At 58.8% G+C, this 22,774-nt stretch carries 17 protein-coding genes; 15 read left to right on the top strand and 2 right to left on the bottom strand.

Going from position 1 to position 22,774, the window contains the following annotated elements:
• The first annotated feature begins 72 nt into the window (after nt 1–72).
• The 15 genes from bamA (at nt 73) to ispD (ending at nt 18,692) form a co-directional block, all read left to right on the top strand.
• Nucleotides 73–2,460, top strand: a complete 2,388-nt coding sequence (gene bamA, locus TX23_RS05195) for an outer membrane protein assembly factor BamA (RefSeq protein WP_057701310.1) — start codon at nt 73–75, stop codon at nt 2,458–2,460.
• 45 nt (nt 2,461–2,505) lie between these two features.
• Nucleotides 2,506–3,009, top strand: coding sequence for an OmpH family outer membrane protein (locus TX23_RS05190; RefSeq protein WP_003189173.1), 504 nt, complete (start codon nt 2,506–2,508; stop codon nt 3,007–3,009).
• 3 nt (nt 3,010–3,012) lie between these two features.
• On the top strand, nt 3,013–4,068 hold the full coding sequence (lpxD, locus tag TX23_RS05185; protein ID WP_057701309.1) for a UDP-3-O-(3-hydroxymyristoyl)glucosamine N-acyltransferase: 1,056 nt from the start codon (nt 3,013–3,015) through the stop codon (nt 4,066–4,068).
• A gap of 111 nt (nt 4,069–4,179) precedes the next feature.
• On the top strand, nt 4,180–4,620 hold the full coding sequence (fabZ, locus tag TX23_RS05180; RefSeq protein ID WP_005785726.1) for a 3-hydroxyacyl-ACP dehydratase FabZ: 441 nt from the start codon (nt 4,180–4,182) through the stop codon (nt 4,618–4,620).
• On the top strand, nt 4,617–5,393 hold the full coding sequence (gene lpxA, locus TX23_RS05175) for an acyl-ACP--UDP-N-acetylglucosamine O-acyltransferase (RefSeq protein ID WP_005785728.1): 777 nt from the start codon (nt 4,617–4,619) through the stop codon (nt 5,391–5,393). The genes fabZ and lpxA overlap by 4 nt, the downstream gene beginning before the upstream one ends.
• A gap of 2 nt (nt 5,394–5,395) precedes the next feature.
• Complete coding sequence (lpxB, locus tag TX23_RS05170; protein WP_057701308.1) at nt 5,396–6,535, top strand: lipid-A-disaccharide synthase; 1,140 nt, start codon at nt 5,396–5,398, stop codon at nt 6,533–6,535.
• Entirely contained in the window at nt 6,532–7,164 is a 633-nt protein-coding gene (gene rnhB / locus TX23_RS05165; protein ID WP_032900444.1) for a ribonuclease HII, read from the top strand. The genes lpxB and rnhB overlap by 4 nt, the downstream gene beginning before the upstream one ends.
• Nucleotides 7,165–7,240: 76 nt before the next feature.
• Nucleotides 7,241–10,762: a DNA polymerase III subunit alpha gene (gene dnaE, locus TX23_RS05160; RefSeq protein WP_057701307.1), complete on the top strand. Its 3,522-nt coding sequence runs from the start codon at nt 7,241–7,243 to the stop codon at nt 10,760–10,762.
• Between the two features lie 128 nt (nt 10,763–10,890).
• Nucleotides 10,891–11,838, top strand: a complete 948-nt coding sequence (locus tag TX23_RS05155) for an acetyl-CoA carboxylase carboxyltransferase subunit alpha (protein WP_003189182.1) — start codon at nt 10,891–10,893, stop codon at nt 11,836–11,838.
• A gap of 174 nt (nt 11,839–12,012) precedes the next feature.
• Nucleotides 12,013–13,332 (top strand): tRNA lysidine(34) synthetase TilS, encoded by a 1,320-nt coding sequence (gene tilS / locus TX23_RS05150; RefSeq protein ID WP_057701306.1) that lies wholly within the window; start codon nt 12,013–12,015, stop codon nt 13,330–13,332.
• 273 nt (nt 13,333–13,605) lie between these two features.
• On the top strand, nt 13,606–15,237 hold the full coding sequence (locus tag TX23_RS05145; RefSeq protein WP_057701305.1) for a CTP synthase: 1,632 nt from the start codon (nt 13,606–13,608) through the stop codon (nt 15,235–15,237).
• 5 nt (nt 15,238–15,242) lie between these two features.
• Nucleotides 15,243–16,088 (top strand): 3-deoxy-8-phosphooctulonate synthase, encoded by an 846-nt coding sequence (gene kdsA / locus TX23_RS05140; protein ID WP_003189190.1) that lies wholly within the window; start codon nt 15,243–15,245, stop codon nt 16,086–16,088.
• A 157-nt stretch (nt 16,089–16,245) separates the two neighbouring features.
• Nucleotides 16,246–17,535 carry a phosphopyruvate hydratase gene (gene eno / locus TX23_RS05135; protein ID WP_057701304.1) on the top strand — a complete coding sequence of 430 codons (1,290 nt, stop codon included), beginning with the start codon at nt 16,246–16,248 and terminating at the stop codon, nt 17,533–17,535.
• Between the two features lie 171 nt (nt 17,536–17,706).
• Nucleotides 17,707–17,985, top strand: coding sequence for a cell division protein FtsB (ftsB, locus tag TX23_RS05130; protein WP_003189195.1), 279 nt, complete (start codon nt 17,707–17,709; stop codon nt 17,983–17,985).
• Nucleotides 17,982–18,692 carry a 2-C-methyl-D-erythritol 4-phosphate cytidylyltransferase gene (gene ispD / locus TX23_RS05125; RefSeq protein WP_057701303.1) on the top strand — a complete coding sequence of 237 codons (711 nt, stop codon included), beginning with the start codon at nt 17,982–17,984 and terminating at the stop codon, nt 18,690–18,692. The genes ftsB and ispD overlap by 4 nt, the downstream gene beginning before the upstream one ends.
• A 3-nt stretch (nt 18,693–18,695) precedes the next feature.
• Here ispD and TX23_RS05120 read toward each other — a convergent pair whose 3' ends face one another.
• Both TX23_RS05120 and TX23_RS05115 read right to left on the bottom strand, forming a co-directional pair.
• Nucleotides 18,696–21,722, bottom strand: coding sequence for a membrane-targeted effector domain-containing toxin (locus TX23_RS05120; protein WP_057701302.1), 3,027 nt, complete (start codon nt 21,720–21,722; stop codon nt 18,696–18,698).
• A 69-nt stretch (nt 21,723–21,791) separates the two neighbouring features.
• Nucleotides 21,792–22,688 (bottom strand): LysR substrate-binding domain-containing protein, encoded by an 897-nt coding sequence (locus TX23_RS05115; protein ID WP_057701301.1) that lies wholly within the window; start codon nt 22,686–22,688, stop codon nt 21,792–21,794.
• Nucleotides 22,689–22,774: the final 86 nt, after the last annotated feature.

The raw sequence follows: 22,774 nt of genomic DNA, 5'->3' as shown, positions 1-22,774 counted from the left end.
CTTCGCTGAATTGCGAATCTGCCGCATTTTGCGGCAGTTTGTTTATTGCCAGTTGGAATAAGAAAGGACTTCATGAAACGTCTGCTGCTAACTGCGGTTCTCACCGTATTGATGATCGCCGAAGTTCACGCCGAGTCCTTCACCATCTCCGATATTCGCGTCAACGGCCTCCAGCGGGTTTCCGCGGGTAGCGTCTTTGGTGCCTTGCCGTTGAACGTCGGGGAACAGGCGGATGATCGTCGCCTGGTGGAATCCACTCGTGCGCTGTTCAAAACCGGGTTCTTTCAAGATATCCAACTGGGTCGCGAAGGCAACGTCCTGGTCATCACGGTCGTCGAACGACCTTCCGTCGCGAGTATCGCGATCGAAGGTAACAAGGCCATCTCCACTGAAGACCTGATGAAGGGCCTGAAGCAATCCGGCCTGGCCGAAGGCGAGATCTTCCAGCGCGCCACCCTTGAAGGTGTGCGTAACGAGCTGCAACGCCAGTACGTTGCCCAGGGCCGCTACTCCGCGACCGTGGAAACCGAAGTGATCCCGCAGCCTCGTAACCGTGTGGGCCTGAAGGTCAACATCAACGAAGGCACCGTGGCCGCCATCCAGCACATCAACGTGGTGGGCAACACCAAGTTCGCTGATGACGACCTGATCGACCTGTTCGAACTCAAGACCACCAACTGGTTGTCGTTCTTCAAGAACGATGACAAGTACGCCCGCGAAAAACTTTCCGGTGACCTGGAACGCCTGCGCTCCTACTACCTGGACCGTGGCTACATCAACATGGACATCGCTTCGACCCAGGTGTCCATCACCCCGGACAAGAAGCACGTCTACATCACCGTCAACGTCAACGAAGGCGAGAAGTACAAGGTTCGTGACGTCAAGCTCAGTGGTGACTTGAAAGTCCCTGAAGACCAGGTCAAGTCCCTGCTGCTGGTGCAGAAGGACCAGGTGTTTTCGCGCAAGCTGATGACTACCACGTCCGAACTCATCACCCGTCGTCTGGGTAACGAAGGCTATACCTTCGCCAACGTCAACGGCGTGCCGACCCCGAATGATGAAGACCACACCGTGGACATCACCTTTGTCGTCGACCCCGGCAAGCGTGCTTATGTAAACCGCATCAACTTCCGTGGCAACACCAAGTCAGCAGACGAAGTGCTGCGTCGTGAAATGCGCCAGATGGAAGGTGGCTGGGCTTCGACCTACCTGATCGACCAGTCCAAGACCCGTCTTGAACGTCTGGGCTTCTTCAAGGAAGTCAACGTCGAAACCCCGGCCGTACCGGGTGTGGATGACCAGGTTGACGTGAACTACGCCGTTGAAGAGCAAGCATCGGGCTCGATCACCGCCAGCGTCGGCTTCGCACAGAGTGCCGGCCTGATCCTGGGTGGCTCGATCACCCAGAACAACTTCCTGGGTACCGGTAACCGTGTGTCCATCGGCCTGACTCGCAGCGAATACCAGAGCCGATACAACTTCGGCTATACCGACCCCTACTGGACTGCGGACGGTGTGAGCCTGGGCTACAACGCCTTCTACCGCACCACAGACTACAAAGACCTCGACGTCGACGTTGCAAGCTATGCGATCGACAGCCTGGGTGTGGGCGCCAACATCGGCTACCCGATCAGCGAAACCTCACGCCTGACCTTCGGCATCACTGCGCAGCAGGACGAGATCAAGACCGGTGTGTACACCGTGGATGAGATCTTCGACTTCACTCGCCGTGAAGGTGACAAGTTCCTGAACTTCAAGGCGTCTGCCGGCTGGTCCGAGTCGACCCTGAACAAAGGGGTACTGGCAACCCGTGGCCATTCCCAAAGCCTGACTGCGGAAGTCACCACGCCGGGCAGCGACCTGTCGTTCTTCAAGCTCGACTACCGCGGCCAGTTGTTCCAGCCGTTGAGCGATAACTACACCATGCGCCTGCACACTGAGCTGGGCTATGGCGATGGTTATGGTTCGACCGATGGTTTGCCGTTCTACGAGAACTACTACGCTGGTGGTTTCAACTCGGTGCGTGGCTTCAAGGACAGCACCCTGGGGCCTCGTGGCACGCCAAGTCGCGGTGTTGAACAAACCGGTAACGTCGGTACTCGCCGCGATGATGACGATGATCCACTGCCGTTCGGTGGTAACGTGTTGATCCAGGGTGGTGCCGAGATCCTGTTCCCGCTGCCGTTCGTCAAGGACCAGCGTTCTCTGCGGACTTCGGTCTTCTGGGACGTGGGTAACGTGTTCGACTCCAAGTGTGAGCAGATCAAGAACCCAAGCGGGCTGAAGTCCAACACCCAGTGCAACGACGTGAGCCTCAGCAACCTGGCGAGCTCCGTGGGTGTGGGTGTGACCTGGGTGACTGCGCTGGGCCCGTTGAGCTTTGCTCTGGCCATGCCGATCAAGAAACCGGATAACGCTGAAACCCAGATTTTCCAATTCTCCCTCGGCCAGACGTTCTAAGCGTCTGACCCAAGATAACGACAACGGATTCTGTAGGAGTACATCGTGCGTAAGTTGACTCAATTGGTCCTGCTGGCCACTGTGCTGGTAACCACCCCGGCCTTCGCCGAAATGAAAATCGCCGTCCTGAACTATCAGATGGCCCTGCTGGAATCCGATGCGGCCAAGCGATACGCCGTGGATGCCGAGAAGAAATTCGGTCCGCAACTGACCAAGCTCAAGACGCTGGAAAGCAGCGCCAAGGGTATCCAGGACCGTCTGGTAGCCGGTGGCGACAAGATGCAGCAAGGCGAGCGCGAGCGTCTGGAGCTTGAATTCAAGCAAAAGGCCCGTGACTACCAGTTCCAATCCAAGGAACTGAACGAAGCCAAGGCTGTGGCCGACCGCGAAATGCTCAAGCAGCTCAAGCCTAAATTGGACAGCGCTGTGGAAGAAGTCATCAAGAAGGGTGCCTTTGACCTGGTGTTCGAGCGTGGCGCCGTGATCGACGTCAAGCCTCAATACGACATCACCCGTCAGGTGATCGAGCGCATGAACCAGCTGAAGTAAACCATGACAGCGACTATCAAACTCGGCGAGTTGGCCGAGTTCCTTGGAGCCACATTGCGTGGCTCCAAGGAGAAAGAAATCACTGGGCTAGCCACCTTGCAGGAGGCTGGCCCAGCTCAGTTGAGCTTCCTCGCAAATCCCCAATACCGTAAATACCTGGTCGATTGCCAGGCCGCAGCCGTGTTGCTGAAGGCCGCTGACGCCGAAGGGTTTATCGGGGATGCGCTGGTGGTGGCCGACCCGTACCTGTCGTACGCCAAGGCCTCGCACCTGTTCGATCCCAAGCCGAAAGCGGCCGGCGGTATTCACCCGTCTGCCGTGATCGCCGAAGGTGCCCAGGTTGACCCGGCGGCCAGCATCGGTGCGTTTGCCGTGATCGAGAGCGGGGCGCGTATTGGTGCCGGTGTCACCGTGGGTGCCCACAGTTTCATCGGCGCTCGCTGCGAAATCGGTGCTGATGGCTGGCTGGCTCCACGTGTCACCCTCTACCACGATGTGCGTATTGGTCAGCGTGTGGTCATTCAATCCGGCGCCGTTATCGGTGGCGAAGGCTTTGGCTTTGCCAACTCCAAAGGTGTCTGGCACAAGATTGCCCAGGTCGGCGGCGTATTGATCGGCGACGACGTGGAGATCGGTGTAAACACTGCGGTGGATCGCGGGGCCTTGGCCGATACGGTGATCGGTAACGGCGTGAAGCTCGACAACCAGATCCAGATCGCCCACAACGTTCAGATTGGCGATCACACCGCCATGGCGGCCTGCGTGGGCATCTCCGGCAGCACCAGGATCGGCAAGCATTGCATGCTCGCCGGCGGCGTTGGGCTGGTGGGGCATATCGATATTTGCGACAACGTCTTCATCACCGGTATGACCATGGTGACTCACTCGATTACCGAGCCGGGGGCCTATTCTTCCGGTACCGCCATGCAACCTGCGGCAGAATGGCGCAAGAGCGCGGCGCGTTTGAGGAAGATCGACGACATGGCACGACGTATCAAACAGCTGGAAAAGCGTGTTGGGGACGTGACCCCTGGCGGTAATGCTTCATCTGAAGGCTGATACCATTTCCATATCAAGTGTGCACAGCCGCTGGACTGCCCCCTTGATTTGCTAGCGGGGCGTGCGCTTAGTTCGCCCGCCCCCAATCTTTATTACAGGCTTCCCCCCGAAATGATGGACATCAACGAGATTCGCGAATACCTGCCTCACCGTTACCCGTTCCTGCTGGTGGACCGCGTAGTGGACCTCAACGTCGAGGAAAAGCGCATTCGTGCCTACAAGAATGTCAGCATCAACGAACCATTCTTCAACGGTCACTTCCCTGCGCATCCAATCATGCCGGGCGTGTTGATCATCGAAGCGATGGCCCAGGCTGCCGGTATCCTTGGTTTCAAAATGCTCGACCTCAAGCCTGCCGACGGCACGCTTTACTATTTCGTGGGCTCCGACAAGCTGCGTTTTCGCAACCCGGTCACCCCGGGTGACCAGTTGATCCTGGAAGCCAGGTTCATCAGCTGCAAGCGCCAGATCTGGAAGTTCGAATGCCAGGCCTCGGTAGATGGCAAGCCGGTGTGCTCTGCCGAGATCATCTGTGCGGAACGCAAACTATGAGTTTGATTGACCCTCGCGCAATCATCGATCCGTCGGCCGTACTGGCCGCCGACGTTGAGGTCGGCCCTTGGTCGATCGTCGGCGCAGGTGTGGAAATCGGCGAGGGGACTGTCATCGGGCCACACGTGATCCTTAAAGGTCCGACCCGTATTGGCAAACACAATCGTATCTACCAGTTTTCCTCGGTAGGCGAAGACACCCCGGACATGAAGTACAAGGGTGAAGAAACGCGCCTGGTAATCGGTGACCACAACATCATCCGTGAAGGCGTCACCATCCACCGTGGCACCGTGCAGGATCGCGCCGAAACCACGTTGGGGGATCACAACCTGGTTATGGCCTATGCCCACATCGGCCATGACAGCGTGATCGGCAACCATTGCATCCTGGTCAACAACACCGCGTTGGCAGGCCATGTGCACGTTGACGACTGGGCGATCCTCTCCGGTTTCACCCTGGTGCATCAGTATTGCCACATCGGCGCCCACAGCTTTTCCGGCATGGGTACCGCCATTGGCAAGGATGTCCCTGCATTCGTGACGGTGTTCGGCAACCCTGCCGAGGCTCGCAGCATGAATTTCGAGGGCATGCGCCGTCGCGGTTTCAGCGAAGAGGCGATCCACGCTCTGCGCCGTGCCTACAAGACGGTTTACCGCCAGGGGTTGACGGTTGAGCAGGCGCTGACCGAACTGACCGAGCCGGCAACCCTGTTTCCGGAAGTCGCGGTGTTCCGTGACTCGATCCAGGCGTCGACCCGCGGCATCACCCGCTGATCATGGCCAATCTGCGTATTGCGCTTGTGGCGGGTGAAGCTTCCGGCGATATTCTGGGTGCCGGCTTGATGCGAGCCCTCAAGGCCCGGCATCCTGCGGTGGAGTTTATCGGCGTGGGTGGGCCGCTGATGCAGGCCGAAGGGCTTGCTTCCTACTTCCCTATGGAGCGGTTGTCGGTCATGGGGTTGGTGGAAGTGTTGGGGCGCCTGCGTGAGCTGCTCGCTCGCCGCAAGCTGCTGATCAAGACGCTGATCGATGAAAAGCCCGACGTCTTTATCGGCATCGATGCGCCGGATTTCACACTCAATATCGAGCTCAAATTGCGTCAGGCCGGAATCAAGACCGTGCACTATGTCAGCCCATCCGTATGGGCGTGGCGGCAGAAGCGTGTGTTGAAGATCCGCGAAGGCTGCGACCTGATGTTGACCCTGTTGCCGTTCGAAGCCAGGTTCTACGAAGAGAAGGGCGTACCGGTGCGGTTTGTCGGTCATACCCTGGCCGATGCCATTCCATTGCAAGCCGATCGTGCTGCCGCGCGTGCCGAACTGGGCTTGCCCGATGGCCCGTTGGTGGCGTTGATGCCGGGCAGTCGTGGCGGTGAGGTAGGGCGCCTGGGCGCGCTGTTTTTTGATGCCGCCGAACGCCTGCAGGCACAAAAGCCGGAGGTGCGCTTTGTGCTGCCGTGTGCCAGCCCGCAGCGCCGCGCACAGATCGAGACGCTGCTGGAAGGTCGCAACCTGCCGCTGACTCTGCTCGACGGTCAGTCCCACCTGGCCCTGGCAGCCTGCGATGCGGTGTTGATCGCCTCGGGCACGGCCACCCTTGAGGCCTTGCTGTACAAGCGGCCAATGGTTGTAGCCTATCGCCTGGCGCCGCTGACCTTCTGGATTCTCAAGCGCATGGTCAAGAGCCCTTACATCTCACTGCCCAATTTGCTGGCTCAGCGCCTGCTGGTGCCGGAGTTGCTGCAGGACGATGCAACGCCCGAAGCGCTTGCGCAAACCCTACTACCCCTGATTGATGGCGGCGAAGAGCAGACCCGTGGTTTCGATGATATTCACCGCACCCTGCGTCGTGATGCCTCGAACCAGGCGGCCGACGCCGTTCTGACCTTGATCGGCCATAAACAGGAAGCCTTATGACCACGCAAATGGGTCTGGATTTCAGCCTGGTTGCCCAAGCCCACGAGCTGGTGGCCGGTGTTGACGAAGTAGGGCGCGGCCCACTGTGTGGCGCAGTGGTGACGGCGGCGGTGATCCTGGACCCGAACCGTCCGATCCTGGGCCTCAATGATTCGAAAAAGCTCACCGAGGCCCGTCGCGAAAAGCTTTATGACGAGATCTGTGAAAAGGCTCTGAGCTGGCATATCGCCCGGGCTGAAGTCGAAGAAATCGACGAGCTCAATATCCTCCATGCGACGATGTTAGCCATGCAGCGTGCCGTTGAAGGGCTGCATATCACCCCGAAAATGGCGATGATCGACGGCAACCGTTGCCCGAAGCTGACAATGCCGTCGGAAGCGGTGGTCAAGGGCGATAGCAAGGTTCCAGCCATTGCCGCCGCTTCGATCCTGGCCAAGGTCAGCCGTGATCGTGAAATGGCTGCGTTCGAGTTGATCTATCCCGGCTACGGTATTGGCGGCCATAAAGGCTATCCGACGCCCGTTCATCTGGAAGCCCTGGCTCGGCTCGGCCCCACCCCGATCCATCGCCGCTCGTTTGCCCCGGTGCGCCAGGCTTATGAGGCGCGTGAGAGCCTGATCGAGGTTTAGCAGCAAGGCTGATGTTTTTACCCAGGCCCGGTACAATCCGGGCCTTGTTGTTTTCATGTATCAAGACAGGATCACTATGCCGGCTTCATTCGTTCACCTGCGCCTGCACACTGAATATTCCCTGGTCGACGGCCTGGTACGGATCAAACCGCTGGTCAAAACCCTGGTGGGCATGAACATGCCTGCGGTGGCGGTAACCGATCAGAACAACATGTGTTCCCTGGTCAAGTTCTACAAGAACGCCATGGGCGCCGGCATCAAGCCGATCTGCGGCGCCGATCTGTGGCTGTCCAACAAAGACCCGGATAACCCCCTGAGCCGCATCAGCCTGCTGGCGATGAACGGCGTGGGTTATCGCAACCTCACCGAACTGATCTCCCGTGGCTTTATCGACGGCCAGCGCAACGGCTCGATCATCATCGAGCGCGAGTGGGTGGCCGAAGCCAGCGAGGGCCTGATCATGCTCTCGGCGGCCAAGGAGGGTGAAGTCGGTATCGCGTTGCTGGGGGGCAATCCCCAGGAAGCCGAGGTGCTGGCGCGCGAGTGGATGCAGGTTTTCCCGGATCGCTTCTATCTGGAAGTCCAGCGCACCAATCGCCCCAACGATGAAGAACACTTGCACGCCGCCGTGGCCCTGGCCGACAAGCTGGGCGCGCCGCTGGTGGCGACCAACGATGTGCGCTTTATCAAGAAAGAAGACTTCGAAGCCCACGAAACCCGCGTGTGCATCGGCGAAGGCCGGGCCCTGGATGACCCGCGCCGCTCGAAGAACTACAGCGAAGAGCAGTACCTCAAAAGCGCCGAGGAAATGGCGGAGCTGTTCAGCGACTTGCCCGAGGCCCTGGAAAACTCCGTCGAGATCGCCAAGCGCTGCAACATCGAAGTGAAACTGGGCAAACACTTTTTGCCCAACTTCCCGATTCCCGATGGCATGACCATCGATGAGTATTTCCGCAAAGTGTCGTTCGATGGTCTGGAAGAGCGCCTCAGCGTCCTCTTGCCCAAGGACACCACCGAAGATTACGAAGCCAAGCGCCAGGTCTACGTCGACCGGCTGAATTTCGAGCTGGATATCATCATCCAGATGGGGTTCCCCGGTTACTTCCTGATCGTAATGGACTTTATCCAGTGGGCCAAAAACAACGGCGTGCCGGTAGGTCCGGGCCGGGGGTCAGGTGCTGGTTCGCTGGTGGCCTACGTACAGAAGATTACCGACCTCGACCCGCTGGAATATGACCTGCTGTTCGAACGTTTTCTGAACCCGGAACGGGTATCCATGCCCGACTTCGACGTCGACTTCTGCATGGATGGTCGTGACCGCGTCATTGAGTACGTGGCCGAGAAATACGGTCGCAACGCGGTAAGTCAGATCATCACCTTCGGTTCCATGGCGGCGAAAGCGGTAATCCGCGACGTGGCGCGGGTGCAGGGCAAGTCCTATGGCCTGGCCGACCGCCTGTCGAAGATGATTCCTTTCGAAGTCGGCATGACCCTGGAAAAAGCCTACGAGCAAGAAGAAATCCTGCGCGACTTCATCAAGGTCGATGAAGAAGCCGCCGAAATCTGGGACATGGCGCGCAAGCTCGAAGGCGTGGTGCGTAACGTCGGTAAACACGCCGGTGGTGTGGTTATTGCCCCGACCAAGCTGACCGATTTTTCGCCGATCTATTGCGATGAAGAAGGCGACGGCCTGGTCACGCAGTTCGACAAGGATGACGTGGAGGCGGCCGGCCTGGTGAAGTTCGACTTCCTCGGCCTGCGTACCCTGACGATCATCGATTGGGCGCTGAAAACCATCAACCGCGACCGCGCCAAGGTTGGCGAAGAACCGCTGGATATCGCATTTATCCCGCTGGACGACAAACCGACCTACAGCCTGCTGCAAAAAGCCGAAACCACGGCGGTGTTCCAGCTTGAATCCCGGGGCATGAAAGAGCTGATCAAAAAGCTCAAGCCCGACTGCCTGGAAGACTTGATCGCACTGGTGGCGTTGTTCCGTCCGGGTCCGCTGCAATCGGGCATGGTGGACGACTTCATCAACCGCAAGCACGGCCGCGCCGAGCTGGCCTACCCGCACTCGGATTACCAATACGAGGGCCTCAAGCCTGTATTGGCGCCGACCTACGGCATCATCCTGTATCAGGAACAGGTGATGCAGATCGCCCAGGTCATGGCCGGCTACACCCTCGGCGGTGCGGACATGCTGCGTCGCGCCATGGGTAAAAAGAAACCCGAGGAAATGGCCAAGCAGCGTGGCGGTTTCATTGAAGGTTGCGCCACCAACAACATCGACGCCGACCTGGCCGGTAACATCTTCGACCTGGTAGAAAAGTTTGCCGGTTATGGTTTCAACAAATCCCACTCCGCCGCCTATGGCCTGGTGTCGTACCAGACCGCCTGGCTGAAAGCCCACTACCCGGCGCCGTTCATGGCGGCGGTACTCTCGGCGGATATGCACAACACCGACAAGGTCGTGACCTTGATCGAGGAAGTGCGCACCATGAAGCTGCGCCTCGATGCGCCGGACGTGAACGCCTCTGAGTTCAAGTTCACGGTGAACGATGAGGGCCGCATCATCTATGGTCTCGGCGCGATCAAGGGCGTGGGCGAGGGCCCGGTGGAGGCCATCACCGAAGCGCGTCAGGATGGGCCGTTCAAGGACCTGTTCGACTTCTGCGCACGGGTTGACCTCAAGCGCATCAACAAGCGTACCCTCGATGGCTTGATCCGCAGCGGCGCGCTCGACCGTCTCGGCCCGTATTTCCATGATGAGCCGAAGGCTTACCAGGCCAATATCGACCGTAACCGCGCGGTGCTGCTCACCGCCATGGAAGAGGCGATCAAGGCCGCCGAACAGACTGCCCGCACCCATGACAGCGGCCACGCCGACCTGTTTGGTGGGCTGTTTGTCGAAGAAGACGCGGATGTCTACGCCAACCATCGCAAGGCCAAGGAACTGACCCTCAAGGAGCGCCTCAAGGGTGAGAAAGACACCTTGGGCCTGTACCTCACCGGTCACCCGATTGACGAGTACGAAGGCGAAATTCGCCGTTTTGCACGCCAGCGCATCATCGACCTCAAACCGGCGCGGGATACCCAGACCGTCGCCGGCATGATCATCGCCCTGCGGGTGATGAAAAATAAAAAAGGCGACAAAATGGGCTTCATCACCCTGGATGACCGCTCGGGCCGGATCGAAGCATCGTTGTTTGCCGACGCGTTCCACTCCGCCCAGTCACTTTTGCAGACTGACGCCATGGTGGTGGTAGAAGGGGAGGTCAGCAATGATGACTTCTCCGGCGGCCTGCGCCTGCGTATCAAACGGGTGATGAGCATGGAAGATGCCCGCACCAACCTGGCTGAAAGCCTGCGCTTGAAGGTCAAGACCGAAGCGCTCAAGGGCGATCAGCTACGCTGGTTGGGTGACTTGCTCAAACGCCACCGGGGCGCGTGCCCGGTGACCATGGAGTACACCGGCAGCGATGCCAAAGCGATGTTGCAGTTTGGTGAGACGTGGCGGATTGATCCGGCTGATGGCTTGATTCAAGCTTTGCGTGACCAGTTCGGGCGAGACAACGTCTTCCTCCAATACCGTTGACGGTCAGCACCCCTGACCTCGGCTGAACATTTAATCTCGACCTAAACGCGCCTCTCCCTTAAGGTAGGGCGCGAATAGACAACCGGCTGGCCAGGCACTCCCTGGCCGTCGACCCAAGACGGACGCTTATGAACCCGAATTTTCTTGATTTCGAACAGCCGATCGCTGACCTGCAAGCCAAGATCGAAGAGCTGCGCCTGGTCGGCAATGACAATTCGCTGAATATCGGCGACGAAATCGCTCGCCTGCAAGACAAAAGCAGCACGCTCACCGAAGACATTTTCGGCAAGCTGACCAGTTGGCAGATCGCGCGCCTGGCTCGCCACCCGCGCCGTCCGTACACTCTGGACTACATCGAACACATCTTCACCGAGTTCGATGAACTGCACGGCGACCGCCACTTCTCCGACGACGCGGCCATTGTGGGCGGTATCGCTCGCCTGGACGACCAGCCGGTAATGGTGATCGGCCATCAGAAAGGCCGTGAAGTGCGCGAGAAAGTCCGTCGCAACTTCGGTATGCCGCGTCCGGAAGGCTACCGCAAGGCGTGCCGCCTGATGGAAATGGCCGAGCGCTTCAAGATGCCGATCCTGACCTTCATCGACACGCCGGGCGCATACCCGGGTATCGACGCCGAAGAGCGCAACCAGAGCGAAGCGATTGCCTGGAACCTGCGCGTCATGGCTCGCCTGAAAACCCCGATCATCGCCACCGTAATCGGTGAAGGTGGTTCCGGCGGTGCCTTGGCCATTGGTGTCTGCGACCAACTGAATATGTTGCAGTACTCGACCTACGCGGTGATCTCGCCGGAAGGTTGTGCCTCGATCCTGTGGAAAACCGCCGAAAAGGCGCCGGACGCTGCCGAAGCCATGGGCATCACCGCCGATCGCCTCAAAGGCCTGGGTATCGTGGACAAGGTCATCGCCGAGCCACTGGGCGGCGCCCACCGTGACCCGGCTGCCGCTGCCGCGACCATCCGTGCCGAGTTGGGCTCGCAACTGGCGATGCTCAAGAAGCTGGATAACGAAGCGCTGCTGGCTCGTCGTTACGAGCGCCTGATGAGCTACGGCCTCTAAGTCGACGCTGTACCCAATGTGGTAGCCGGCTTGTGTGGGAGCTGGCTTGCCTGCGATAGCATCACCTTGGTATCACTGATACACCGAGGTGCCTGCATCGCGGGCAAGCCCGGCTCCCACATTTGCTTTGTATATGCTGACGAACGTATTCCAGCTTTGCGGCGGTGACGTGTGATGAAACCAACCCTGCCGGCCATACTCCTGCACACCCTGGCCCCCTGGCGCAACGCGCCGGCCTGGCATATCGCATTCTCCGGCGGTCTCGACTCCACCGTCCTGCTGCACCTCATGGCCTCACTGGCCAAAATCGAAAATCTGCCTCCTGTCAGCGCCGTCCATGTCCACCATGGCCTGCAAGCTGCTGCCGATGCGTGGCCTGCTCATTGCCGATCGGTCTGCGACAGCCTGGGCGTACCTTTGCGCGTCATGCGTGTGCAGGTGAGGCCCGGCGCGAGCCTTGAACGTGCGGCGCGCGATGCGCGCTACCAAGCGTTCATGCAAATCATGGGGGCAGGGGAGGTGCTTTTCACTGGCCAGCATCGCGACGATCAAGCCGAAACCCTGCTGTTTCGCCTGCTGCGTGGCGCCGGTGTGCGAGGGTTGGCGGCTATGCCTGAGCATCGCCCCTTGGCCCAAGGCCGCTTGGTGCGGCCGTTGCTGGCGTTCTCCCGTAGCGAGCTGGAAGCCTACGCCCATCAGCATCAGTTGCAGTGGATCGAAGACCCCTCCAACGTTGATTCCCGGTTTTCCCGCAATTATCTGCGTCACCGTGTACTCCCTACCGTGACGGAGCGCTGGCCCCAGGCGATCACCCACCTGGCTCGCACGGCTGAACACATGGCTGAGGCTCAAGGGCTGCTCGACGAATTGGCGCTGATGGATCTGCAGCGTGCCGATCAGCCTTCAGCGTTTCCCTGGTTGCCTTTGCCGTCCCTGGCGCTTGCGCCGTTGCGCGAACTGTCCGATGCCCGCCAACGTAATGCCCTGCGGCATTGGCTGACACCGCTGACCCGTTTGCCCGACAGTGACCACTGGGCCGGTTGGTATGCCCTGCGCGATGCAAAGAATGATGCGCAGCCGGTGTGGCGTCTGGCCGACGGCCAACTGCATCGCAGCGGTGAGCGCATCTGGTGGCTGCCTTCATCATGGTCCGAATTTTCCCACGCGCCGGTGAGCTGGCCCGATGCGCAAAACCCACTAGAGTTACCCGGCAACGGTCAACTCAGGTTCGCTGGCAAGGCACCATCTGGTGTTTTGGTGATCCGTTATCGGCAGGGCGGCGAAGTCATCGAAGTGCCGGGGCGAGGTCATCGCGACCTCAAGCGCCTGCTCAACGAAAGCGGCTTGCCCGGCTTTGTCCGTGGCAGATTGCCGCTGGTCTACCGGGGTGAACAATTGCTGGCTGTCCCAACCCTTGCGGGGTCGTGGGCCAGCTCGACGGATCACGGGCAATTACATTGGTTGCCACAGACTTGCGATCAAGGTTTGAGCTGATAGCGCCTTTCCGGTAGACTACGCTCCCTTCTTGATACAACTTCTGTGGATTCGACTGAATCGCAGCAGTTGCCGATTACCAAGCAGTCTTTGCTGGGCGATTCCAAAAAATGTGTAGCGATCAACGTACCGGTGTTTCCTTGCTGGTCTGTCACAACGCGGCGGTTTTTTTGAAAGGTGCACTGTGATTAATGCAGGTGATCGGGGGCTTCGGCCTTCCTTCGCTTTCCCCGGCGGCTCGGACCGCTTTAACGCAGACTTCTAGGGTTTTTCATGACGCGCTACATATTCGTCACGGGCGGTGTTGTTTCTTCATTGGGGAAAGGCATTGCCTCCGCTTCATTGGCGGCCATCCTGGAGGCGCGGGGGCTTAAAGTCACCATGCTCAAGCTGGACCCGTACATCAACGTCGACCCGGGCACCATGAGCCCGTTCCAGCACGGTGAAGTGTTCGTCACGCATGACGGCGCCGAGACCGACCTGGACCTGGGCCACTACGAGCGGTTCATCCGCACGACCATGACCCAGAACAACAACTTCACCACGGGCCGTGTCTACGAGCACGTGCTGCGCAAAGAGCGCCGTGGTGACTACCTGGGTGCAACCATCCAGGTGATCCCGCACATCACCGACGAAATCAAGCGCCGCATCATCAAGGGTGCAGGCGATGCCGACGTGGCCATGGTCGAGATCGGCGGCACCGTGGGTGACATCGAGTCCCAACCGTTCCTCGAAGCCATCCGCCAGTTGCGTTTCGAAGTCGGCGCCAAGCGCGCGATGCTGATGCATCTGACATTGGTGCCGTACATCGCCACTGCCGGCGAAACCAAAACCAAGCCTACCCAGCACTCGGTCAAGGAGCTGCGCTCCATCGGCCTGCAGCCGGACGTGCTGGTATGCCGCTCCGATCACCCGATCGACATTTCCTCGCGCCGCAAGATTGCGCAATTCACCAACGTTGAAGAACGTGCGGTGATTGCCCTGGAAGACGCCGACACCATTTACAAGATCCCGGGCATCCTGCATTCGCAAGGGCTGGATGATTTTGTAGTCGAGCGTTTCGGCCTGCAGTGCAATGGCGCAGATCTGTCCGAATGGGACGCCGTGGTCGACGCCAAGCTCAACCCTGAGCATGAAGTCACCATCGCCATGGTCGGCAAGTACATGGAACTGCTGGATGCGTACAAGTCGCTGATCGAAGCGATGAGCCACGCCGGCATCAGCAACCGTACCAAGGTCAACCTGCGCTACATCGATTCCGAAGACATCGAGAACCAGGGCACTGCGCTGCTTGAAGGTGTTGACGCGATCCTCGTGCCGGGCGGTTTCGGCCTGCGCGGCGTGGAAGGCAAGATCACCGCGGTGCAATACGCTCGCGAGAACAAGGTGCCGTACCTGGGTATCTGCCTGGGCATGCAAGTGGCCGTTATCGAGTTCGCCCGTAACGTGCTGGGCTGGAAAGACGCCAACTCCACCGAGTTCGATCACAGCAGCGGCCATCCGGTCGTGGGTCTGATCACCGAGTGGGAAGACGCCACCGGCGCCGTTGAAACCCGTACCGAAACCTCCGACCTGGGCGGCACCATGCGCCTTGGTGCGCAGGACTGCCTGCTGGAAGCCGGCTCGCTGGTACACGACTGCTACGGCAAGGACGTGATTGTCGAGCGCCATCGTCATCGCTATGAAGTGAACAACAACCTGCTGCCGCAGATCAAAGAGGCTGGCCTGAAGATTTCCGGTCGCTCCGGTGACGGCAAGCTGGTTGAAGTGGTCGAGGCGCCGGATCATCCTTGGTTCGTGGCCTGCCAGTTCCACCCGGAGTTCACCTCGACGCCGCGCGACGGTCACCCGTTGTTCAGCGGTTTCGTCAAAGCAGCACTGACGCAACATCAGAAGAAGGCGTAACCCTGATGGCCCAGAAGATCATTCGCGTAGGCGATATCGAGATTGCCAACGACAAGCCCATGGTGTTGTTCGGTGGCATGAACGTGCTGGAAAGCCGCGACATGGCGATGCAGGTCTGTGAAGAATACGTGCGCGTTACCCAGAAGCTGGGTATCCCGTACGTGTTCAAGGCCAGTTTCGACAAGGCCAACCGTTCGTCCGTGACCTCCTATCGCGGCCCGGGCCTTGAAGAAGGCATGCGGATCTTCCAGGACATCAAGCAAGCCTTCGGCGTGCCGATCATCACCGACGTCCACGAGCCTGAGCAGGCTGCCGTGGTCGCCGAGGTGTGCGACATCATCCAGTTGCCGGCCTTTCTGTCGCGCCAGACCGACCTCGTGGTCGCCATGGCCAAGACCGGCGCTGTGATCAATATCAAGAAAGCCCAGTTCCTCGCGCCCCAGGAAATGAAACATATCCTGAGCAAATGCGTGGAAGCGGGTAACGACCAGTTGATCCTGTGCGAGCGTGGTTCGAGCTTCGGCTACAACAACCTCGTGGTGGACATGCTCGGTTTCGGCATCATGAAACAGTTCGAATACCCCGTGTTCTTCGACGTGACCCACGCGCTGCAAATGCCCGGTGGTCGTTCGGACTCCGCTGGCGGGCGGCGTGCCCAGGTGACCGACCTGGCCAAGGCAGGCATGAGCCAGTCCCTGGCAGGCCTGTTCCTTGAAGCCCACCCAGACCCGGACAACGCCAAATGTGATGGCCCATGCGCCCTGCGCCTGGACAAGCTGGAGCCATTCCTGGCCCAACTCAAGCAGTTGGACGAGCTGGTCAAGAGTTTTCCGACGGTAGAGACCGCGTAACTGCCATTTCTCCGGTAGAATTTCCCACGCTTTACGCTCAGGCCCTCGGGCCTGAGCCTTGTCGTCTGCAAGCCTGCCCCGTTGTTCCACCCTTGCGGTCGGTCAAAAGATTTCCTTCAGCTGCGTCGTTTTCGTCAACTTTGGAGTGTTTACAACAATGGCAAAAATCGTCGACATCAAAGGTCGTGAAGTTCTCGACTCCCGTGGCAACCCCACCGTCGAAGCCGACGTGCTTCTCGATAACGGCATCATCGGCAGCGCCTGTGCGCCGTCCGGTGCTTCCACCGGTTCGCGCGAAGCGCTGGAACTGCGTGATGGCGACAAGAACCGTTACCTGGGCAAGGGTGTACTCAAGGCTGTAGCCAACATCAACGGTCCGATTCGTGACCTGTTGCTGGGCAAGGACCCGCTGGACCAGAAAGCCCTGGACCACGCGATGATCAAGCTCGACGGCACTGAAAACAAAGGCAGCCTCGGCGCCAATGCGATCCTCGCTGTGTCCCTGGCCGCCGCCAAGGCAGCAGCCCAGGACCAGGACCTGCCGTTGTACGCGCACATCGCCAACCTGAACGGCACCCCGGGCGTCTACTCGATGCCGGTGCCGATGATGAACATCATCAACGGTGGCGAGCACGCGGATAACAACGTCGACATCCAGGAATTCATGGTGCAGCCGGTAGGTGCCAAGTCCTTCTCCGAAGGCCTGCGCATGGGCACCGAGATTTTCCATCACCTCAAGGCTGTACTGAAGGCCCGTGGCCTGAGCACCGCCGTGGGTGACGAAGGTGGTTTCGCACCAAACCTGGCCTCCAACGAAGATGCACTGAAAGTCATCTCCGAAGCTGTGGCCAATGCCGGCTACAAACTGGGCACCGATGTGACCCTGGCTCTGGACTGCGCGGCCAGCGAATTCTACGAAGATGGCAAGTACAACCTGTCCGGCGAAGGCCAGGTGTTCAACTCCGAAGGTTTCGCTGAATATCTGAAGGGCTTGACCCAGCGCTACCCGATCATCTCGATCGAAGACGGCCTGGACGAGTCCGATTGGGATGGCTGGAAAATCCTTACCGACAAGATCGGCGAGAAAATCCAGCTGGTGGGCGACGACCTGTTCGTTACCAACACCAAGATCCTGAAAGAGGGCATCGACAAGAAGATCGCCAACTCGATCCTGATCAAGTTCAACCAGATCGGTACCTTGACCGAAACCCTGGAAGCTATCCAGATGGCCAAGGCTGCGGGCTACACCGCTGTGATCTCCCACCGCTCCGGCGAAACCGAAGATTCCACCATTGCCGACCTGGCCGTGGGTACTTCGGCTGGCCAGATCAAGACCGGTTCCCTGTGCCGTTCCGATCGCGTTTCCAAGTACAACCAATTGCTGCGCATCGAAGAGCAATTGGCAGGTAAAGCCAAGTACAACGGTCGCGGCGAGTTTCGCGGCTAAGCAGTAAATGGTAAAAAGTCGGCAGATGGCGTCAGAAATCTCACGAAAATGTGAATTTCGGCGCTAATCTGCTGACTGACAAGCGCAAGCCTGGTTTTTCCAGGCTTTGTGCTATCAGTTGCTGCAAAAGGTTTGCATGACTGTCTTTTTTCACTGGATACCCGGATTTCGATGCGCAGTCCCAATTGGTTGTTCCTCGTCTTGCTCTTGTTGCTGGCTGGCCTGCAGTACCGCCTATGGGTCGGTAATGGCAGCTTTGCGCAGGTGGAAGAACTGACCCAGCAAATTGCCGACCAGCGTGCTGAAAACGAACGCCTGCTGGAGCGCAACCGTGTCCTGGACGCCGAAGTGCTTGAATTGAAAAAAGGCACGGAGACCGTTGAAGAGCGGGCACGTCATGAGCTGGGCATGGTCAAGGAGGGCGAAACCCTCTATCAGTTGGCCCAATGAACCACGATCTACCGGCCTTCTGGGCCGTGATTCCTGCCGCGGGCGTCGGTGCCCGTATGGCCGCGGACCGTCCCAAGCAATACCTGCAACTGGGCGGGCGCACTATTCTCGAACATAGCCTTGGCTGTTTTCTCGACCACCCCTCGCTCAAGGGCCTGGTGGTCAGTCTTGCTGTTGATGATCCCTATTGGCCCACCCTGACGTGCGCCACTGACCCGCGTATCCAGCGTGCGGACGGTGGCTCGGAGCGCTCGGGTTCGGTGCTCAACGCGCTGCTGCACCTCAATGCCTTGGGCGCTGGTGACGATGACTGGGTGCTGGTGCACGATGCTGCGCGACCTAACCTGAGCCGTGATGATCTGGACAAACTCCTGGCCGAACTGGCGGATGACCCGGTGGGTGGCCTACTGGCAGTGCCCGCTCGCGACACGCTCAAGCGCGTCGACAAGCACGGCCGCGTGGTAGAAACGGTTGATCGCAGCCTGATCTGGCAGGCTTACACGCCGCAGATGTTTCGTCTGGGCGCGTTGCACCGTGCCCTGGCTGACAGCCTGGTAGCCGATGCGGTGATCACCGACGAAGCTTCGGCCATGGAATGGTCTGGCCAGGCGCCGCGGCTGGTGGAGGGGCGTGCGGACAACATCAAGGTCACCCGCCCTGAAGACCTTGAGTGGCTGCGTCAGCGGCGTGCTTATCAAACGTCTTGATCCTCAGTTGCTGACCTGCTCCAACCCGGGCTGAGCGTCCAGCTCGCTTACCAGTGCCTCGATGTTGTCGAATGGCTTTTGATCGATAGACCAGCCGGACGCATTGATAAAGAATCGGCCCTCCTGACTGTTGATTCTGAAACTGCGCAGTTCCCCGCGTCGCGAACGATAGTCAATGTGGCTGGCCCCGGTGAGCATGAATTGGCCCGGGAGTGCCAGCAGTGCCTGGGCCGACTTCACTACTCGACTGTGCGAAGGGCCGGGCTGTGGTTCCATTGAGTGCTGCAACGCGGCAGGATCAACACGCAAGACCAGGTTGGCCTTGACCGTGCCTTCCCCTTTGTTCAGGCCCAGGCTGGCAGTGCGCCCCGGATCGACTTCGATGCCCAAGGGGCGGGCACCCACTCTATCTTCTATCCGCAGGCCGATGCTGCCAGTGAGTTCGGCAATCCCGGGGATATCCTTGAAAGTGTTGGTATGGGTATCGCCCACCAAGGCTACCCATTTTCCTGGTTGGCGCTTGGTGGTCTGCACCCACTCAATCACCTCGGTGGCGTAATAGTTCATCATCCGCTGGCGAAGGGTACCCGCGCTGTCGCGCATATCGCGAAGCACGTAGCTTGCGGTGCAGTCGATCGGCTGGATCTTGATCCCGGCGTCTCTGGCTTTGGTAACGACGTTTCTGAATGAGTAATAGTGATTGCGGGGCAGTGGGTAGATTCCATTCAGAAAATTCGTCAGCTCCTGGGGCATGGGCGCGTTCTTTGACCGATAAAACGCTTTCAACGGCGGAATATGTACATCGGTCAGCAGATGTTCGAAGTAGATGCGTTTCACGCCTTTGCTGGCGAGTAGCTGCATATTGTCGATCAGAAAGGCTTTGCTCGTTTCTGCGCTGTGGCTTTCGCCGATCACGAGGCCGTCACTGGCGCGCAGCAGTTTCTCAATAATGCTTTGCTGTGACTCATTCAGACTCAAGCGGGGGATTACCGGCTGCAGGGGCGAATAAGGTAGGTAGTTAAAGAAGAGCGCCGAATCCTGATCTAATAGGTTTCTTTTCTCAAAGAACAGTTTTCGCGTGTTTTTGATCGATTGTTCACCCGTACCGAAGGGCTCGAAGTCTTCCGAAAATGAGCTGCTGTCAGTGAGCATGTCCGCCAGGGTGTCTCTAGCGTGCGAAGGCATCTCATAGGTACTGAAGAAACTTCGGTTTTCGGTGTCGCTGAATAATCTGTACACCCGTTGCCAGGCATTGCGAAATGCCCCACCTCCGGCCAGACCGGCACGGCGCCATTGCAGGTCGCTGCTCTGAATAGCGTAGAGACCCGTGGATTGAATTGTCTCGGGCGCTTCTGGATTGTTCACGAAGAGCTCAAAAAAGCCCCAGTCATTCGGTTTTTTGTAGGTCAGGAAGGTCTCGCCCTGAATCTTTACGGACTGCAAGCCGCTGGGGGGTGTTGCCGCGACCAGAGGGCGAGTTTCTGTCTGGATGGGCGCAGGGGGCAGAGTGGTGACTCTGACACTGATCAGGCCCTCCTCTGTTCGCGTGGCTTGGCCAAGCGCAGGGCGCAACGCCTCAAGACTGCTCGCTCCTGTGCTGATGCCGTGGATAACCACCGGTAGTGCGTTCAGAGCGCCGAACACCATGCGCTCTATGGCGTGGGGTTTGTCTTTGAATACATCATCAGCACCGATGGCCATTCCAGCCAAACCTGATGTTACGAAGCAAAACTCCGCGAGTAGCGCCGTGCCCATAGTCAGCGCCACGGGGATTGCCAGCAGGCAGGCTTTTTCCAGGGCGTCGAGGGTGTCGGCCTTGAACGTGTCCAGGGGCGAGACGATGGTTTTCGCTGCCAGTTTTGCAATGCGAGTGCGGATCTGCCGCGCGATAAATGCAAATGGGTCACTTCTGAGCGCCGGATACATGGGGTTATTAATGTATTGCTCGGGGTCCCAGTAGCCATTGCGCAATAAACTGTTGAAAAGACCGGGTGGGCTGGAGGGTTCCGGGTACATCGCCATACCGATCAATGCTTCCTCGACACCACTGTAGAGCAGGCCGGAGTCAATCGAGTCGGGCTCAAAGTGGGTGGTCAGGGCTTTGCGCTGGGTCGGGTCCCTGGCAGCTTTTACCAGCGCATTGCGCATGTCCGTAGGGGTGTTGAAACCATGGATGGGGGAGGAGTTTCCCGGGATGTACAGCAGGGTGATCTGGCTCTGATTGTCGGTAATCGTAAGGATGTCGGTGGCTTCGTACTGATGAATGCGCAGCACGCGCAGAGACAGGTTTGCATCCGATGAATAGGGTGCTTGAAAGTCCTCCAGGGTCAGGTTGCTGGCGTCCTTGTCGATGCCGATCCCTGCGGCCCGGGCGGCCAACTGCCTTTCTGCCTGGGTGAGGGTGAATTCCTCGTATTGATTGAGGTAGGCCTTGGTGAATGCAATGCGCATCAGGGTTGTGTAGTTGTCCCGGTGTTCGCTCCAGAACCGAGTGATGGCATTGTCGTAAACGTCTTCGAAGTCGCTGGAGTGAACAATCTTTCTGAAAATAGCAGGCGCCAGTTCCAGTTGTGTGGTCGGGCCGTAGACCTGAGGTTCACTTTGCCGGTAGAGCGCCTCATACCGCCTGGGCGGAATCCAGCTGGAAGTAATGAACTCTTCGTTGAACATTTGCGGGATGCGGTTATCCATCAGGCGCGGCAGTTCACTCACGATATGGAAGTACGGCGCGGTGGTAGAAAAGCCCGTGGTGTTGATCATGCCGCCAGGAGCATGGGGGGCATCACAGATCATGGCCTCGATCAGGCTCATGGATTGGACGATCACTGCGGTGTAGGGCGCATTGGGATTGTCGAGGTTGTATTCCAAAGTGGTCAGAAACGTAGTGTCCGGGTCCAGTTGTTCCTGGGTGAAGGGTTGCAGATGCTCGTCAAGCAATTGGGCGGCGATAGCGCTGGGCACCGGAAAGTCGGCGAGGACCTTACGGACAAAATGATTGATATGCTGCAGTTGCTGGGCGTTGGACGTCATGGACTTGCCTGGTTTTTCAATGAGAGCGGCTATTAACCGGTATCCAGGCAATACATAGACGGTAGTTGTTTATGCTCGATAGACCGGATTGTCACCCAAGCCTTCTTTGAGAAAGTCCACCAGCTTCCTGACCTTCGGCGACAAATGCCGCTGCTGTGGGTACAGCGCCCACACCGCCGTATTCGGTGGTTGATGCGCCTCCAGCAACGACACCAGTGCCCCGCTGTGCAAATGCTCCAGCACGTAATAGTCCGGCAACTGGCACAAACCCACACCTTGCAGCGCCGCGTCCAGCACCGCCTGCCCACTGTTACAACGCCAGTTCCCCTGAACCCTTTGGGAAAATTCCCGCCCGTCCTGGGCCAGTTGCCAGATATCCGAACTGCCGATCAGGCAGTTATGCCGACTCAATTCCGACAAGCTGTGTGGCCGGCCATACCTTTCCAGGTAGGAAGGGGAGGCGCACAGGTACATGCGCCGAGGTGCCAGGCGGCTGGCGACCATGCGCGAGTCTTGCAGGCGGCCCAGGCGGATTGCCAAATCCAGACCTTCATGCACCAGATCCAGTTGGCGGTTGCTCAGTTCGATATCGACCCGCAATTGCGGATAGAGCCCCATGAACCGGGTCACCAGTGGCACGATGAAGCGCTCGCCGTAGGCCACTGCGCAGGTCATGCGCAACATGCCCTTGGGTTCGCTGGTGAGGTCGCCTACCGCCCGCAGGGCCTCTTCGCGACCGTCCTGCAAACGCTGGCAATGCTGCAAAAACGTCTGACCTGCTTCGGTCAGCGTCACCTTGCGCGTACTGCGATACAACAGGCGCGTTTGCAACCGCTCTTCCAGGCGTGCCACCTGCCGGCTTATATGCGACGACGACACGCCCAGGCGCTCGGCCGCCGCAGTGAATTGGCTGCATTCGGCCACAGCAACGAATTCGTCGATGCCTTCCCAGCGGTTTTCCAGCATGGTCATTATCCCTGTACAGCAATAAAGTTTTGCTTTTGCCTGGATTATTAATCAGGCAGCCATGTTTTACACTCCTGCCATCAATT

The organism is Pseudomonas paralactis, from assembly GCF_001439735.1.
Lineage (GTDB): Bacteria > Pseudomonadota > Gammaproteobacteria > Pseudomonadales > Pseudomonadaceae > Aquipseudomonas > Aquipseudomonas paralactis.
Note: the sequence above shows the minus strand (reverse complement) of the source record. Positions and strands in the feature narration are given on the sequence as shown.

Excerpts from the sequence above, each read along its gene's own strand:
- bamA (WP_057701310.1), top strand. The coding sequence starts at position 73 with ATGAAACGTCTGCTGCTAACTGCGGTTCTCACCGTATTGATGATCGCC.
- lpxD (WP_057701309.1), top strand. The coding sequence starts at position 3,013 with ATGACAGCGACTATCAAACTCGGCGAGTTGGCCGAGTTCCTTGGAGCC.
- fabZ (WP_005785726.1), top strand. The coding sequence starts at position 4,180 with ATGATGGACATCAACGAGATTCGCGAATACCTGCCTCACCGTTACCCG.
- lpxA (WP_005785728.1), top strand. The coding sequence starts at position 4,617 with ATGAGTTTGATTGACCCTCGCGCAATCATCGATCCGTCGGCCGTACTG.
- lpxB (WP_057701308.1), top strand. The coding sequence starts at position 5,396 with ATGGCCAATCTGCGTATTGCGCTTGTGGCGGGTGAAGCTTCCGGCGAT.
- rnhB (WP_032900444.1), top strand. The coding sequence starts at position 6,532 with ATGACCACGCAAATGGGTCTGGATTTCAGCCTGGTTGCCCAAGCCCAC.
- dnaE (WP_057701307.1), top strand. The coding sequence starts at position 7,241 with ATGCCGGCTTCATTCGTTCACCTGCGCCTGCACACTGAATATTCCCTG.
- TX23_RS05155 (WP_003189182.1), top strand. The coding sequence starts at position 10,891 with ATGAACCCGAATTTTCTTGATTTCGAACAGCCGATCGCTGACCTGCAA.
- tilS (WP_057701306.1), top strand. The coding sequence starts at position 12,013 with ATGAAACCAACCCTGCCGGCCATACTCCTGCACACCCTGGCCCCCTGG.
- TX23_RS05145 (WP_057701305.1), top strand. The coding sequence starts at position 13,606 with ATGACGCGCTACATATTCGTCACGGGCGGTGTTGTTTCTTCATTGGGG.
- kdsA (WP_003189190.1), top strand. The coding sequence starts at position 15,243 with ATGGCCCAGAAGATCATTCGCGTAGGCGATATCGAGATTGCCAACGAC.
- eno (WP_057701304.1), top strand. The coding sequence starts at position 16,246 with ATGGCAAAAATCGTCGACATCAAAGGTCGTGAAGTTCTCGACTCCCGT.
- ftsB (WP_003189195.1), top strand. The coding sequence starts at position 17,707 with ATGCGCAGTCCCAATTGGTTGTTCCTCGTCTTGCTCTTGTTGCTGGCT.
- ispD (WP_057701303.1), top strand. The coding sequence starts at position 17,982 with ATGAACCACGATCTACCGGCCTTCTGGGCCGTGATTCCTGCCGCGGGC.
- TX23_RS05120 (WP_057701302.1), bottom strand. The coding sequence starts at position 21,722 with ATGACGTCCAACGCCCAGCAACTGCAGCATATCAATCATTTTGTCCGT.
- TX23_RS05115 (WP_057701301.1), bottom strand. The coding sequence starts at position 22,688 with ATGCTGGAAAACCGCTGGGAAGGCATCGACGAATTCGTTGCTGTGGCC.